General features: G+C 64.2%; 21 protein-coding genes. All 21 read right to left on the reverse strand.

Annotation, left to right across the window (positions count from 1 at the left end):
* Nucleotides 1–10: 10 nt before the first annotated feature.
* On the reverse strand, nt 11–922 hold the full coding sequence (locus JOE41_RS04785) for an NAD(P)-dependent oxidoreductase (RefSeq protein WP_209751189.1): 912 nt from the start codon (nt 920–922) through the stop codon (nt 11–13).
* Entirely contained in the window at nt 919–2661 is a 1743-nt protein-coding gene (locus JOE41_RS04790) for a class I adenylate-forming enzyme family protein (protein WP_209751191.1), read from the reverse strand. Before JOE41_RS04790 ends, JOE41_RS04785 begins: the two co-directional genes overlap by 4 nt.
* Nucleotides 2651–3853: a cytochrome P450 gene (locus tag JOE41_RS04795; RefSeq protein WP_307800662.1), complete on the reverse strand. Its 1203-nt coding sequence runs from the start codon at nt 3851–3853 to the stop codon at nt 2651–2653. The genes JOE41_RS04790 and JOE41_RS04795 overlap by 11 nt, the downstream gene beginning before the upstream one ends.
* Nucleotides 3850–4677: a glycosyltransferase family 2 protein gene (locus tag JOE41_RS04800; RefSeq protein ID WP_307800663.1), complete on the reverse strand. Its 828-nt coding sequence runs from the start codon at nt 4675–4677 to the stop codon at nt 3850–3852. The genes JOE41_RS04795 and JOE41_RS04800 overlap by 4 nt, the downstream gene beginning before the upstream one ends.
* Nucleotides 4674–5708 carry a 3-oxoacyl-ACP synthase III family protein gene (locus tag JOE41_RS04805; RefSeq protein ID WP_011692790.1) on the reverse strand — a complete coding sequence of 345 codons (1035 nt, stop codon included), beginning with the start codon at nt 5706–5708 and terminating at the stop codon, nt 4674–4676. The genes JOE41_RS04800 and JOE41_RS04805 overlap by 4 nt, the downstream gene beginning before the upstream one ends.
* 214 nt (nt 5709–5922) lie before the next feature.
* Nucleotides 5923–6492 (reverse strand): adenylate kinase, encoded by a 570-nt coding sequence (locus JOE41_RS04810; RefSeq protein ID WP_198011601.1) that lies wholly within the window; start codon nt 6490–6492, stop codon nt 5923–5925.
* Nucleotides 6493–6497: 5 nt separating this feature from the next.
* Nucleotides 6498–7808: a preprotein translocase subunit SecY gene (gene secY, locus JOE41_RS04815; protein WP_011692792.1), complete on the reverse strand. Its 1311-nt coding sequence runs from the start codon at nt 7806–7808 to the stop codon at nt 6498–6500.
* 186 nt (nt 7809–7994) lie between these two features.
* On the reverse strand, nt 7995–8489 hold the full coding sequence (rplO, locus tag JOE41_RS04820; RefSeq protein WP_011692793.1) for a 50S ribosomal protein L15: 495 nt from the start codon (nt 8487–8489) through the stop codon (nt 7995–7997).
* On the reverse strand, nt 8490–8696 hold the full coding sequence (rpmD, locus tag JOE41_RS04825; RefSeq protein WP_011692794.1) for a 50S ribosomal protein L30: 207 nt from the start codon (nt 8694–8696) through the stop codon (nt 8490–8492).
* Between the two features lie 3 nt (nt 8697–8699).
* Complete coding sequence (gene rpsE, locus JOE41_RS04830; protein WP_197024890.1) at nt 8700–9380, reverse strand: 30S ribosomal protein S5; 681 nt, start codon at nt 9378–9380, stop codon at nt 8700–8702.
* A gap of 26 nt (nt 9381–9406) precedes the next feature.
* Complete coding sequence (gene rplR / locus JOE41_RS04835) at nt 9407–9790, reverse strand: 50S ribosomal protein L18 (RefSeq protein ID WP_011692796.1); 384 nt, start codon at nt 9788–9790, stop codon at nt 9407–9409.
* 2 nt (nt 9791–9792) lie between these two features.
* Nucleotides 9793–10329 (reverse strand): 50S ribosomal protein L6, encoded by a 537-nt coding sequence (gene rplF, locus JOE41_RS04840; protein ID WP_011692797.1) that lies wholly within the window; start codon nt 10327–10329, stop codon nt 9793–9795.
* Nucleotides 10330–10347: 18 nt separating this feature from the next.
* Nucleotides 10348–10746, reverse strand: a complete 399-nt coding sequence (gene rpsH / locus JOE41_RS04845; RefSeq protein ID WP_011692798.1) for a 30S ribosomal protein S8 — start codon at nt 10744–10746, stop codon at nt 10348–10350.
* 86 nt (nt 10747–10832) lie between these two features.
* The gene (rplE, locus tag JOE41_RS04850; protein ID WP_011692799.1) at nt 10833–11414 is read right to left on the reverse strand and encodes a 50S ribosomal protein L5; all 582 of its coding nucleotides are present in this window, start codon (nt 11412–11414) and stop codon (nt 10833–10835) included.
* Nucleotides 11414–11773 (reverse strand): 50S ribosomal protein L24, encoded by a 360-nt coding sequence (gene rplX / locus JOE41_RS04855; protein WP_011692800.1) that lies wholly within the window; start codon nt 11771–11773, stop codon nt 11414–11416. Before rplX ends, rplE begins: the two co-directional genes overlap by 1 nt.
* Nucleotides 11774–11776: 3 nt before the next feature.
* Nucleotides 11777–12145: a 50S ribosomal protein L14 gene (gene rplN, locus JOE41_RS04860; protein ID WP_003803789.1), complete on the reverse strand. Its 369-nt coding sequence runs from the start codon at nt 12143–12145 to the stop codon at nt 11777–11779.
* 404 nt (nt 12146–12549) lie between these two features.
* On the reverse strand, nt 12550–12858 hold the full coding sequence (rpsQ, locus tag JOE41_RS04865; protein WP_011692801.1) for a 30S ribosomal protein S17: 309 nt from the start codon (nt 12856–12858) through the stop codon (nt 12550–12552).
* Nucleotides 12855–13184, reverse strand: coding sequence for a 50S ribosomal protein L29 (gene rpmC, locus JOE41_RS21100; RefSeq protein ID WP_011692802.1), 330 nt, complete (start codon nt 13182–13184; stop codon nt 12855–12857). Before rpmC ends, rpsQ begins: the two co-directional genes overlap by 4 nt.
* A 2-nt stretch (nt 13185–13186) precedes the next feature.
* Nucleotides 13187–13603: a 50S ribosomal protein L16 gene (gene rplP, locus JOE41_RS04875; protein WP_011692803.1), complete on the reverse strand. Its 417-nt coding sequence runs from the start codon at nt 13601–13603 to the stop codon at nt 13187–13189.
* Nucleotides 13604–14437: a 30S ribosomal protein S3 gene (gene rpsC, locus JOE41_RS04880; RefSeq protein WP_011692804.1), complete on the reverse strand. Its 834-nt coding sequence runs from the start codon at nt 14435–14437 to the stop codon at nt 13604–13606. It abuts the gene before it with no gap.
* Nucleotides 14438–14803, reverse strand: a complete 366-nt coding sequence (gene rplV / locus JOE41_RS04885) for a 50S ribosomal protein L22 (RefSeq protein ID WP_003803798.1) — start codon at nt 14801–14803, stop codon at nt 14438–14440.
* Nucleotides 14804–14805 lie beyond the last annotated feature (2 nt).

The raw sequence follows: 14805 nt of genomic DNA on the forward strand, positions 1-14805 counted from the left end.
CGGGATGCTTTCATCCCAGGTCTCTGATCCATTCTCCCGCACCTGCGAAGCTGCTCGGGACAGGGACAACACCCAGCTCCTCCCGCAGGCGGCTCGTGGAGTAGGTGCGCTCGAAGCCGAGCTGGCTCACGGCGTACCGTGTGAGCCGCGGCGGCTTGCGCGTCACGCCTGCCACCGCCTCGAGGGATGCCGCCAGCGTCATCGCCGCGCGCATCGGGATGAAGGCGAGTTCGACGCCGGAACGGCCGGTGTTGTCCAGTACCTCCCGCAGGACCTGGCCGAGTGCCACGGGCCGGTGGTCGGCGACGTTGACGGGGCCGGCCGCCTCCGAGGTGCAGGCGGCGAGCGCCGCCCGGGCCAGGTTCCCGATGGACGTCAGCTGGTGCCGGACGTCCGGTCCGCCGACGCTCAGCAGCCGGTTATGGTTCACGTTGCTGATGAGGCGGGGCAGAAGCGTCCGGTCCCCCGGACCGTACACCCCGTGGGGCCGGAGGATCAGCGCATTGCGGTGGCGCGCTGCCGCGGCCTCCGCCATGGCTTTCGAACCGGAGTAGGCGTTCAGGTACCGTCCGGCGACCGGATCTTCCGCCCGGTCCACGCAGGGCTGCCACCACGGGTAGACGCTGGAGCTTGAAATGTGGACCAACCGCGCCCCCGGGAAGGTCGCGGCCACGGCCTCGGTCCCGAGGACGTTGACGCGGTGGAAGAGCTGGGGCGGACCCCAGTCGGCCACGTGCGCGCCGGCATGCACGACGGCGTCGACTTCCGGCGGGTTGGACAGTGGCCCGCCGCTAAGGTCCCAGACGCTGAGTCCGGGGAGAAGGCGGCGGCCGTACCGGATCACTTCCCAGCCGCGGTCCTCCGCAGCTTGGGCAACAGCTCCGCCGACGAAGCCGCTGGCCCCGGTCACGGCGATCCTCATGGTGTGCCCTCCGGCGGCCTGCCTCGTGACCGAAGGTCGTAGAAGAGAGCCCGCAGGGCAATCCGGTCGGGTTTGCGGTGCCGGCCGGCAACCGGCAGCCGGGGCATGACTTCTATTCGGTCAGGGAGCGCTGATTCGTCGATGAGTTTCGGCAGCTGCCGGCGCAGCGTCTGCTGGAGCGCGTCCGGGCTCCGTCCGTGTTGCGGTTCGACGGCGAGCCACACCGTTTCGTCGCCGATGCCGTCCTGGACGCCGACCATCACGGCCTGGCCGACACCGTCGATGGCGGCAATAACGGGCTCATACAGGCCGGGGTAGATGTTGGTCTTGCCGCGGATGATCATGTCCTTTTTGCGCCCCAGCATTACCAGCCGGCCGCGGTCCACCCTCACGAGGTCGCCGGTGGCGTGCTCATCCATGGCGTCCTCGCCAAGGTAGCCCAGGCACATGTTCGGCCCGGAGACCATAAGTTCGTGGTCGGCCGCCACCCGGATTCGCACACCAGGCAGCGGTTCGCCGAGGTAGTCGCCCGCGCCGGAGCCGTCCGGGGTCCGGAACTCCGCGGTGCGTCCGGAAGCGAAGTCCAGTTTCTCGCGCCCGTCAGCAACTGCGATGGGCAGCACTTCCGTCATCCCATAGATGCAGTGGAAGCGCACGCCGGGCAGTAACCCCGCAGCCCGCTCCAGGAACGGTGCCAGCACCGGGGCTGCGCCCAGCATCACCGTTTTCAGGGCGTCCGGCCACACCAGCTGTCCTGATTGCACGGCGTCGAGGATCGGCACCAGCTGCGAGGGCACCAGGAACACATGCGTTGCCGCCTGCTGGCCGGGTGAGGATCCCAGTTCGGCCGCGAACCGCAGCGGATCGATCGCAGCGGACAACCCGTACGCCGGCATTGTCCAGTGGGCGCCGGCGATCAGGGCCGGCAGCCCCATCATCAGCTGTTCCGAGTGGATGCGGTCGCCGGCCGCGAACGTGCAGCGTGTGCTCAATTGGCCGAATCCTGCCGCCAGGGTCCCGCGGCTGTGCACCACCCCCTTGGGATTTCCGGTGGTGCCCGACGTGAAGATGATGACCGCTTCCTGCCCCGGCGCGGACGGTACCTCCTGCACCGCCGGCGTCCCGTCCGGCCAGTCGCCGTCGGCGTACTGAGTGCCGGCGTCGTGAGTGCCGGCGTCGTGAGTGCCGCCGTCGTCCTTACCGCCGCGGTGAGCAGCACTGCGGGCGAGGGTACGGATGTTGGTGGACTTCAGCGGGACACCCGGAAGCCACGGACCGGAGTGGAAGTGCCGGACCTCCATGGCCCCGTAGTCCGGAAGCAGCAGTCCGCGCCGCCTGGCCAGGGGCCGCAGCGGGCCGCGCGCGCTGAGCGCATAGAGCAGCGACTCGGAAGCCGCCCACCGCGGGGACGCCAGAGCCGTCCTGTTCCGGAACAGTTCGGGGCCGACCCCGGGATCGATGAACACAATGGCCCCGCCGGCCCGGACGGCAGCCAGCGCGAGCGTGAATGCGGCCGGACCCGGCCGCACCGAAAACAACAGCCGTTCGCCCGGACCGAAGCCCTCACGCCGCAGGCCTGCGGCGGTGGATTCGATCCCGGCGGCAAGGTCCCGGTAGCTGATGGTCTTTCCCGGCCTGCCGCTGCGCCTGCCGGGTGCCGTGATGGCCGGATGGGCCGGGTACTTCGAGGCGGCCTCGTACACGGCGGCAATGAGGTCGTCCGGCAGGTCAGTTTGCACGGGCCAGCTCCAACGTTTTGTAGTGCGGGATGAGCACGTTCCGGCTGACCGTTCGGGAGCGGACGCGCCACGGATCGCGGCGGTACTCATCCAGGAGGACGGCCATGGCGGAGTTGATTTCGGCCATGGCCAGGGGCATACCGATGCAGAAGTGGGCTCCCGCCCCGAACCAGAGCTGGCGGGCCGCGGGCGGGATGGGCCTCCGCGGGTCAAAACCGCCCAGGCTTTTGACGGCGTGCACGGTGGATAGCAGGATCCGGTCCCCTGGCCTGATCCGGACACCGCCCAGCTGCCCGTCCGTCGTCGCCTCACGGAGCATCATCGGCGACGGCGCGGTGTACCGAAGGCCCTCATTGACGGCGTCCGGGAGGCCGCTGCGGTCAGCTGCCAGCCCGGGCAGCCTGCCGTCGTCGAACAGCATCGCTGCGAGCCGCGGGACGTAGGAGACCAAGGTTTCAGTCCCGGCGATCACAAAGGCGCTGACGATCCCCACCGCTTCGTCCTCGCTGAGCCCCAGGACCCGGAGCCGGCCCGGAAAGCTGGACGGGTCGTCGCTGCGGTAGGCGCTGCGCACGGGTCCGGCCAGTATTTCGACGGCGGCCTTCGCCCTGGTGACCTGCGGCGGCGTCAGCCGGGGCCGGCCCAGCCGCACCAGCGAGGTGATGGAGGTGCCCAGGTTGAAGAGTTCGGTGTCCGGGAGGCGGCCGGGCGCGTCGTCCCGGACACCCAGCAGCCGGCTGATCACTCCGCCGGACAATTCTTTCACCAGTCCTACGAACTCCACCGAGCCGCCGTTCTCCAGCCCAGTAGCCAGTCGGCTGCGGAGTCGTTCCCCCGCCGGGGCCACGATGGCTTGAACGGCGCGGGGGGTGAACAGGCCGTTGAGGCGGCGCCGCAGCTCCAAGTGCTCCTCGCCATGCATGTTCAGCAGGACGCGGGGTCCCACCACTGGGGTCCACAGCGCGCCGGAAGCCCTGGCTCCGGACTTCGAATAGCTGGCATCCATCAGGACCTCCCTGACCAGCGCGGCTTCACTGACCAGTACCCCCAGGCCCGGCAGCCGAACAACGTGCCGGAGCTTCCCCAGCCCGCGGATCAGCGGGTAGGCCACCGGATGGGCCGCAGTGTGCAGCCGCCGCTCCCACATAGCCGCACCGCCCGTGGCGGTGTCCCGCGCCGACGCGGCGCTCACCGGATGTCCACGTGGTCCGGGCGGAACCGGTGGTCCGCGTACCAGGCCAGCGTGTTGGGCAGGCCCCAGGCCCGGACCCGCCGGGAGGATCCAAACACCACCACGTTGCGCCGGAGCGCATAGGCGCGCGTGAGCTTGCGGACGCGGTTGGAGAGTGCCCGGTCCTCGTGCAAGTCCTCGATGCTGGTGCGGGGAAAACCGCCTGCCCGAAGGTACAGCTCCGCGGTGATGGCCATGTTGCAGCCGGGCAGCATCTGGTACGGGCCCAGATACCCCTCCCCCTTGTTGCCCGGCCGGATGCGGCCAAAAAACGAAGCGACCTCCACGGCCAGCAACATGAGCCAGCGGCTGCCCCGGCCCAGCCCTTCGTCCAGCCGCGGGTTGAGCTGCCCGGCAATCATTTCCAGGCCGTCATCAAACGCTTCCATGATGCGCCGGGTCCAGTCAGCGGCAGGGAGGCAGTCCGCGTCGGTGCGGGCCAACCACCGGGCACCGTTCAGGGCGCCGAAACGCATGCCGGTATCGGCAGCTGCGCCCGTTCCCTTTTGCGCCTCGTGAACCAGCCGGATGTCCATTGCAGGGTGCAGCCGGGCAAAACCCGCCACGATTGCCAAGGTAGCGTCCGTGGACCCGTTGTCCACCACCACGAGCGTGAAATCCTTGTGCGTCTGAGCGGCCAGCGCCTGCAATGACTGCAGGATCAGCTTCTCCTCATTCAGGGCCGGCATCGCGACGCACAGCGCCCGCACCGGCGGCTCGCTGCCGGTGACCGGCGGTTCGCTGCCGGGCACCGGCGGTTCGCTGCCGGGGACAGGCGGCGTCACAGTCGCACCACGGCGATGCCCAGGCTGACGCCGCCGGCGAGCCCCACCAGCGCCACCAGGTCGCCGGGGCCGCACCGGCCCAGGTCCTGTGCCACCTTCAGCTGCAGGGGCAGGCTTACCGAGGCCATGTTGCCGTATTCCTCGACCGTCCTGACGAGCTTGTCCGGAGGCACACCGGCCCCGCGGGCAAAGATGTCCCGGTAGGGCGCACTGACCTGGTGGACGCAGACTACGGCGAAGTCCGCCCACGACAGGCCCAGCCGTTCCAGGGTCTCGTCCAGGATTCCCCGCCCCAGGTCCAGGAACGCGTCCTTGAGTTTTTCGCCGTCCATGTTGAAGTACGTCGCTTCGGGATCCCGGGGAGCAACGGAACCGCCGGTGGGAAGTGTTCCCACCGCCCAGTGGCTGCTCTTCGCGGTGAAGCCCGTCCCCAGGACCCGGGGCCCGGCGTCGTCGTCGGGATCCGCCGGTTCCAGCAGTACGGCACAGCCGGCGTCGCTCATGGTGTAGCCCGGAAAGGCAGCGGCGAAAGTCTCCTGGTCCGGAACGGACCAGCGCACGGCCCGGGACGGCGATTCTCCGCTGACCAGGAGCACGCGCCGGTAGCGGCCGGCGCCGATCAGCGCATCGGCCACCTCCAGGCCGTTAAGAATGCTGTTACAGGCGTTCTTGATATCCATCACCGGGCAGCCCACGCCCAGTTTTGCGGCCACCATGTGGCCGGTGGCCGGCTCCACCATGTCCTGGCTCGCCGAAGCAAAGAGTAGGAGGTCGACGTCGGCGGGCTGGAGTCCGCGGTGGGCCAGCAGCTTCGCGGCGGCCACAGCCGCAAGGTCGGACGCCTGCTCGGTCCCGGCCATCACGGACCGTGTCCGGATCCCTGTCAGCCTGCCGATCAGGCCCTTTGGGACACGGAAGCCGGGGCTGGCGGCAGCGAGCTGCTCCTCCAACTGCCCGGTACCCATCCGGCCCGGCGGCACATAGACTTCGAGGCCGGCGATCCTCGCCGCCCCCGGAAGGGTCTGGTTCATGCAGTATCTCCCCACAGACAATGCGTCCGGTGATCTTCCGGCTCCGGTACTGATCGTTTGCCGGCATCCGCCGGCGGCGCCACCGAAGGAGACACCTGGGCAACGGCACCCCGCACGAAAAGGGCGCGTCCCGTACACGATGGTACGGGACGCGCCCTTGCTGGCACTGGAGGCAAGCCGGGTTCGGCGGCCTCGGTGCAAGGCTAATCCTGGATCAGGCCGCCTGTGCTGCCTTTATGGCCTGCATCACGCGGTCGGTGACCTCGTCGATGCCGCCGATGCCGTCAACCTGGGTCAGGATGCCGCGCTCGGCATACTTGGCCACAACAGCCTCGGTCTGCTCGTGGTAGAGATCCAGCCGGTGGCGGATGACGGCTTCATTGTCGTCGCTGCGGCCGGTTTCCTTGGCACGGCCCAGGAGGCGGTGCACCAGTTCCTCGTCATCGGCGGTCAGCTGCAGGACCACGTCCAGCTTCTGCTCACCGTTGGCAAGGATCTCATCGAGATAGTCCACCTGCGCCGTGGTGCGCGGGTAACCGTCCAGGAGGAAGCCGTTCTCGACGTCGTCCTCGCTCAGGCGGTCGCGCACCATCTTGTTGGTGACGCTGTCCGGCACGAAATCGCCGGCATCCATGTACTTCTTGGCCTCGACGCCCAGCGGCGTCTCACCCTTGACGTTGGCGCGGAAGATATCGCCGGTGGAGATCGCAACGACGCCGAGGCGCTCGGAGATCCGATCCGCCTGCGTTCCCTTGCCGGACCCGGGAGGTCCGATAATCAACATTCTCGTCATCGCAAAAGCCCTTCGTAGTGACGTTGTTGTAGCTGCGCGTCAATCTGCTTGACCGTTTCCAGGCCCACGCCCACCATGATCAGGATCGAGGTGCCGCCGAACGGGAAGTTCTGGTTGGCATTGATCAGGACCAGGGCGACCAGCGGGATCAATGCCACGAAGCCCAGGTAGAGGGCGCCGGGCAGGGTGATCCTGGAAAGGACGTACTGCAGATAGTCCGCCGTCGGCTTGCCGGCCCGGATGCCCGGGATGAAGCCGCCGTACTTCTTCATGTTGTCGGAAACCTCTTCAGGATTGAAAGTGATTGCGACATAGAAGTAGGTAAAGAAGACGATCATGGCGAAATAAAGCGCCATGTAGATAGGGTGGTCACCCTTCGTGAGGTTGTTGTTGATCCACTCAACCCAGGGCTGCATCTGTTCGCCCTGCTTGGGCTGGTTGAACTGCGAGATCAGGCCCGGCAGGTACAGCATCGAGGACGCGAAGATGACAGGCACGACGCCGGCCATGTTCACCTTGATGGGAATGTACGTGCTGGTGCCTCCCACGGTCCGCCGCCCGATCATGCGCTTGGCGTACTGCACGGGAATCCTGCGCTGGGATTGCTCCACGAAGACCACGAGTGCGACGGTGAGCAGTCCGATGACCAGCACCATGAAGAAGGTGCCAGGCCCCTGGGCCTTCCAGATGGCACCCAGGGAGGTCGGGAAGCCGGCTGCGATGGAGGTGAAGATGAGCAGCGACATGCCGTTGCCCACGCCCTTCTCCGTCACGAGCTCGCCCATCCACATGATCAGGCCGGTACCGGCCGTCAGGGTGATGATGATGAGGATCGTGGTGATGACGCTTGCGTCGGGGATGATGTCCAGCTGGCAGTTGGGCAGCAACTGGCCGGAACGCGCCAGCGACACCAGCGTCGTGGCGTTCAGCAGGCCCAGGGCAATTGTCAGGTAACGCGTGTACTGGGTCAGCTTGGACTGCCCCGATGCGCCTTCTTCATAGAGCTGCTGGAACCGGGGAATGACCACCCGGAGCAGCTGCACAATAATGCTGGCCGTGATGTACGGCATGATGCCCAACGCGAAGATGGACACCTGCAGCAATGCACCGCCGCTGAACAGGTTGACGAGCTGGTAGATCCCGCCCGAGGTCTGACCGTTCTGCAAGCATTGCTGGACATTCTGGTAGCTCACACCAGGCGAGGGGATGAAGGCACCCAAGCGGAAGATTGTGATGATTCCCAGCGTGAACAACAACTTGCGTCGCAGATCAGGCGTGCGAAAGGCCCGGCCAAATGCGCTAAGCAAGCGTCCTCCTGTTGTGTTAATAAAGTCGTGTGAGATAGGTCAATAAAACCCAACAACCGAGTCTAACGGGTTGATGCGCCCCGCGAACAATCGGTGAGGTCCCAAATGAGAAAAAACTCCCGGTACGCAGGGCCTGGGCCCCGCGTACCGGGAGTTCACAACGGGCGTCTGCCCCGCCGCCCTCTATTAGAGGGCGGTGGTGCTGCCGCCTGCTGCTGCAATCTTTTCTGCGGCGCTGGCCGAGAATGCGTGGACCGTGACGTCAACCTTGACGGTGATGTCTCCGGTGCCCAGCACCTTGACGGGCTGGTTCTTGCGAACGGCACCCTTTTCGACCAGGTTCTCCACGGTGACTGCGCCACCTTCCGGGAACAGCTCGTTGAGCTTGTCCAGGTTTACAACCTGGTACTCAACCCGGAACGGGTTCTTGAAGCCGCGCAGCTTCGGCAGGCGCATGTGCAGCGGCAGCTGGCCGCCGGCAAAGCCAGCCTTGATCTGGTAGCGGGCCTTCGTACCCTTGGTACCGCGACCGGCGGTCTTACCCTTGGAACCTTCACCACGACCAACACGGGTCTTGGCGGTCTTGGCACCCGGGGCGGGACGCAGGTGGTGAACCTTCAGTGCGTTCTGCTTCTCAGCAGCAGCGCCCTGTGCCTTTTCGGCGGTGTTCTTCTCTGCCATTTACTTCGCCTCCTCTACCTTTACCAGGTGCGGAACCGTGTTGAGCATACCCACGGTCACGGCGTCAGCGGTGCGGACAACGGTGTGTCCGATCCGCTTGAGGCCGAGGGACCGCAGCGTGTCGCGCTGGTTCTGCTTGCCGCCAATGGCGGACTTGATCTGAGTGATCTCCAACTGAACGTCAGAGGGAATCAGGTTCTTAGCCATGACTCAGACACCTGCCTTCTGGTTCATGAGCGCCTTCACCATTGCGGCCGGAGCGATCTCGTCGAGCGGGAGGCCGCGGCGTGCTGCCACTGCTGCCGGCTCTTCGAGGCGCTTCAGTGCATCAACGGTCGCGTGAACGATGTTGATGGCGTTGGAGGAACCGAGCGACTTGGAGAGGATGTCGTGGATGCCCACGCACTCCAGTACTGCACGGACCGGACCGCCGGCGATAACACCGGTACCGGCGGAAGCCGGACGCAGCATTACGACGCCTGCAGCGGCCTCACCCTGAACACGGTGCGGGATGGTGCTGCCGATGCGGGGAACGCGGAAGAAGGACTTCTTGGCCTCTTCGACGCCCTTTGCGATTGCGGCAGGAACTTCCTTAGCCTTGCCGTAGCCAACGCCGACCATACCGTTGCCGTCACCGACGACGACGAGGGCGGTGAAGCTGAAGCGACGACCACCCTTGACGACCTTGGAAACGCGGTTGATGGTTACAACGCGCTCTACGAACTGGCTCTTTTCGGCTTCGCGGCCGCCATCGCGGCCACCACGGCCACCACGGTCGCCACGGCCCTGGCCGCGGTCGCCACGCTCGCCACGACGAGCGCCACCACGGCGGTCGTCAGTGGTAGCAGGCGCAGCGGTCTCAGTTGCCGGAGCAGCTACAGCTTCAGTCACCTGAATGTCCTTTTCGTTATTTTCGGTCACAGTGACAGCCCACCTTCACGTGCGCCGTCAGCGACGGCGGCGATCCGGCCGTGGTACTTGTTACCACCGCGGTCGAAGACAACAGCTTCGATACCGGCAGCCTTGGCACGCTCGGCGACCAGTTCGCCAACGCGCTTGGCCTTGGCGGTCTTGTCACCGTCGAATGCACGAAGGTCGGCTTCCAGTGTGGACGCGCTCGCTACGGTCAGGCCCTTGGTGTCATCGACAACCTGGACGAATACGTGGCGTGCGGAGCGGTTGACGACCAGACGAGGGCGTACAGCCGTTCCGGAGATGCGCTTGCGGATACGAAGCTGGCGACGGCTGCGTGAAGCAGACTTGCTCTTGTTCGTACGCTTCTTGTTAATTGCAATGGCCATGGTTACTTACCAGCCTTTCCGACCTTGCGGCGGATGACTTCGCCGGCGTAGCGGATGCCCTTGCCCTTATAGGGGTCCGGCTTCCGCAGCTTGCGAATGTTGGCAGCAACCTCGCCGACCTGCTGCTTGGAGATACCTGAAACAGAGAGCTTGGTCGGGGTCTCTACTGCAAAGGTGATGCCGTTCGGTGCCGAGACGTTGACCGGGTGGCTGTAGCCCAGAGCGAACTCCAGGTCAGAACCCTTGGCCTGGACGCGGTAACCGGTACCGACAATCTCAAGCTTCTTCTCGTAGCCTGCGGTGACGCCCTGGATCATGTTGGCGATCAGGGTGCGGGTCAGGCCGTGCAGCGAACGTGAGGCGCGCTCGTCGTTCGGGCGGGCGACAGTCAGGGTGCCATCTTCCAGGGAGACCTCGATCGGGCTGGCCACAGTGTGGCTCAGCTCGCCTTTGGAACCCTTGACGCTGACGACAGAGCCGTCAACCTTGACCTCAACGCCGGCAGGAACGGTGATGGGGAGACGTCCAATACGTGACATTATTCTCTTCCTTTCCCGTTACCAGACGTAAGCGAGGACTTCGCCGCCCACGCCCTTCTTGCCGGCCTGCTTGTCAGTCAAGAGGCCGGAAGAGGTGGACAGGATTGCGACACCCAGGCCACCGAGCACGTGCGGCAGGTTGGTGGACTTCGCGTAAACGCGGAGTCCCGGCTTGGAAATACGACGAACGCCAGCAATTGAACGCTCGCGGTTCGGACCGAACTTGAGCTCGAGGGTCAGCTTCTTGCCAACCTCAGCGTCTTCTTCTTTCCAGGAGGCGATGTAACCTTCAGCCTTCAGGATGTCGGCAACGCGTGCCTTGAGCTTGCTGTACGGCATAGTCACGGTGTCGTGGTATGCCGAGTTTGCGTTGCGCAGACGCGTAAGCATGTCTGCGACGGGATCTGTCATGGTCATGTTGGGCTCTTGCCCTTCCTCATAACGGTTTCCGCCCTGCCATCCCCGAGGGGAAGCGGCAAGGCCGGACCTTCTATGTAGCTAGATTAAGCTTCGGTCTTGAACGGGAAACCAAGCGCCTTGAGCAGCGCGCGGCCTTCGTCGTCGGTCTTGGCAGTGGTCACGACGGTGATGTCCATACCGCGAACGCGGTCGATGGAATCCTGGTCGATCTCGTGGAACATAACCTGCTCGGTCAGACCGAAGGTGTAGTTGCCGTTGCCGTCAAACTGCTTGCCACTGAGGCCCCGGAAGTCACGGATACGCGGCAGAGCCAGCGTGACCAGACGGTCCAGGAATTCCCACATGCGGTCTCCACGCAGGGTTGCGTGTGCACCGATGGGCATGCCTTCGCGCAGCTTGAACTGTGCGATCGACTTGCGGGCCTTGGTTACCTGCGGCTTCTGACCGGTGATCAGGGTCAGATCGCGGACAGCGCCGTCGATCAGCTTGGAGTCCTTAGCGGCATCTCCAACACCCATGTTCACAACGACCTTGACCAGACGGGGAACCTGGTTGACGTTTTCGTACTTGAATTCCTCGATGAGCGTGCTCTTGATGGAATCCGCGTACTTGGTCTTCAGACGAGGAACGATCTTGCTTGCCGGAGTCTCGAGAGTCTCAGTCATTAGATGTCCTTCCCGGAGCTCTTGGCCACGCGTACGCGCACTTCACGCTTCTTGCCGTTACGCTCAACGGTCTCGGTACGGAAACCGACGCGAGTGGGCTTCTTGGTGGAGGGGTCAACCAGGGCCACGTTGGAGATGTGGATGGAAGCCTCGACGACCTCGATGCCACCGGTCTTGGTGCCGCGCTGCGACTGACCGACCTTGGTGTGCTTGGTTACGCGGTTAATGCCTTCAACCAACACGCGGTTGGTATCCGGGAATACGCGCAGAACCTTGCCCTGCTTGCCACGGTCGCCGCCGCGCTCAGCCTTGGCGCCAGTGATGACCTGAACGAGGTCACCCTTTTTGATCTTAGCCATGGACTAGAGCACCTCCGGAGCCAGAGAAACGATCTTCATGAACTTCTTGTCACGGAGTTCACGACCAACCGGTCCGAAGATACGGGTACCGCGGGGGTCACCGTCGTTCTTCAGGATCACAGCTGCGTTCTCGTCAAACTTGATGTAGGAACCATCCGCACGGCGGCGTTCCTTCTTGGTACGGACGATGACAGCCTTGACGACATCGCCCTTCTTTACGTTGCCGCCCGGAATTGCGTCCTTGACGGTAGCGACGATGACGTCGCCAATGCCTGCGTAGCGACGGCCAGATCCACCGAGAACGCGAATGGTAAGGATTTCCTTAGCACCCGTGTTGTCGGCGACCTTGAGTCGCGACTCCTGCTGAATCACTATTTACTCCTTGCGTCGCGCTGGTTCTCAGACCGAAAATCTTCCTACGGAATGAGCCTTGCGGAACGGTTGATCGGGGTGTCTCTTGACCTGCCTGGATTTTGCCAGACCAGGCCTAAACTCCCGTGCCAAAAACATTTGCTTCCCAAGCGATTCCGACGGATCGGGGCGCAAGGGGGCACTATGCCGTGGCACGATTGTTTACGAGGTTGATGACGGCGCACGAACGGCGCCATACAAACTCAAAATCTTAGCACGTTTTGGGCCAATCCCCATATCACAGCTTTGGTGCCGGGGCAGGGCACGGCAGTGGCCCGGAACCGCTCCCCCGGTGTGCGCCGCGGAAACGGAAAAGCCCCCGCTCCCGCAAGGGGAACGAGGGCTTCTCGGCATTTCTGCAGGTGTTACTTAGCCTTCTCGAGGATCTCCACCAGACGCCACCGCTTGGTAGCGGAGAGCGGGCGGGTCTCGGCGAGGAGAACGAGGTCGCCGATGCCGGCGGTGTTCTCTTCGTCGTGAGCCTTGATCTTCGTGTTGCGGCGGATGACCTTGCCGTAGAGGGCGTGCTTCACGCGGTCTTCAACCTGGACAACGATGGTCTTTTCCATCTTGTCCGAGACGACGTAGCCGCGCTTCGTCTTACGGTAACCGCGCTCGTCAGCCTTGGCTGCGCCGGAAACAGTTTCCGTCACGTTCTCGTCCTTTTCACTCACTTGGCATCCTCCTCGGTCTCAACCGTTTCAGCCTTGTCGGCCTTCTTGGTTGCAGCCTTCTTGGATTTCTTTTCTTCCTTGGCTTCCACAACCGGTGCGGCAACCTCGGCACGAATGCCCAGCTCGCGCTCACGAAGAACGGTGTAGATGCGGGCGATGTCCTTCTTTACCGCGCGCAGACGACCGTGGTTCTCCAGCTGACCGGTGGCGGACTGGAAACGCAGGTTGAACAGCTCTTCCTTGGCCTTGCGGAGTTCTTCAACGAGACGCTCGTTGTCGAAACCGTCCAGCTGTGCGGATGCAAGTTCCTTGGATCCTACTGCCATTTCTACTCACCACCTTCGCGACGCACAATGCGTGCCTTCAACGGCAGCTTGTGGATTGCCAGGCGCAGTGCCTCGCGAGCTACCTCTTCACTGACACCGGAGAGTTCGAAGAGAACCCGGCCCGGCTTGACGTTTGAGACCCACCATTCCGGAGAACCCTTACCGGAACCCATACGGGTTTCAGCAGGCTTCTTCGTCAGCGGACGGTCCGGGTAAATGTTGATCCAGACCTTGCCGCCACGCTTGATGTGGCGGGTCATCGCGATACGGGCGGATTCGATCTGACGGTTCGTGACGTATGCCGGGCTCAGAGCCTGGATGCCCCACTCACCGAAGGAGACCTTGGTGCCGCCCGTAGCAGCGCCGGAACGACCCGGGTGGTGCTGCTTACGGTGCTTGACTCGACGTGGGATAAGCATTTAAGCCTGTCCTCCTTCTACTGCCGGTGCAGCTGCCTCAACCGCAGGAGCTTCAGCAGCAGGTGCTGCTTCGGCTGCCGGGCGGTCGGTACGACGACGGCGGTCACCACGGTCAGCGCCACCCGGGCGGCCCGGACGATCGCTGGCACCACGGCCGCGGGACGGAGCAGCAGCTGCCTGCTGAGCCAGTTCCTTGGAGGTGACGTCACCCTTGTAGATCCAGACCTTCACGCCGATGCGGCCGAAGGTGGTCTTGGCTTCGTAGAAGCCGTAGTCGATGTTCGCGCGGAGGGTGTGCAGGGGCACACGGCCTTCGCGGTAGAACTCCGAGCGGGACATTTCAGCGCCACCCAGTCGACCGGAGCAAGCGATACGGATGCCCTTGGCACCTGCACGCTGTGCGGACTGCATTGCCTTCTTCATTGCACGGCGGAATGCCACGCGGGAAGTCAGCTGCTCCGCAACGCCCTGGGCAACAAGCTGTGCTTCCATCTCGGGGTTCTTGACCTCGAGGATGTTCAGCTGAACCTGCTTGCCGGTGAGCTTTTCGAGCTCGCCGCGGATGCGGTCTGCTTCAGCACCGCGGCGGCCGATAACGATGCCCGGACGTGCCGTGTGGATATCCACACGGACACGGTCGCGGGTGCGCTCGATTTCAACCTTGGCGATACCGGCGCGCTCCATGCCCGTGGACATGAGCTGGCGGATACGGATGTCTTCGCGAACGAAGTCCTTGTACCGCTGGCCGGCCTTGGTGCTGTCAGCAAACCAGTGCGATACGTGATCGGTGGTGATGCCGAGTCGGAACCCGTGCGGGTTAACTTTCTGTCCCACTTAGCGAGCCTCCTCTTTCTCCGGGGTAGCGACTACCACGGTGATGTGGCTCGTGCGCTTCTTGATCTGAAATGCACGACCCTGGGCACGCGGCTGGAACCGCTTCATGGTCGGGCCTTCATCAACAAACGCTTCGCTGATGATGAGGTCACCTTCGTCAAACGCCACGCCGTCGCGGTCCGCGAGGACCCGGGCGTTGGAGATTGCCGACTGAACTACCTTGAATACCGGCTCAGAAGCTGCCTGGGGGGCAAACTTCAGAATTGCCAGAGCCTCGTTCGCTTGCTTACCACGAACAAGGTTGACGACGCGCCGGGCCTTCATAGGCGTTACGCGGATGTGACGCGCAATTGCCTTGGCTTCCATTG

This window comes from Arthrobacter sp. PvP103 (assembly GCF_017833075.1).
In the GTDB taxonomy this organism is placed as follows: Bacteria; Actinomycetota; Actinomycetes; order Actinomycetales; family Micrococcaceae; genus Arthrobacter.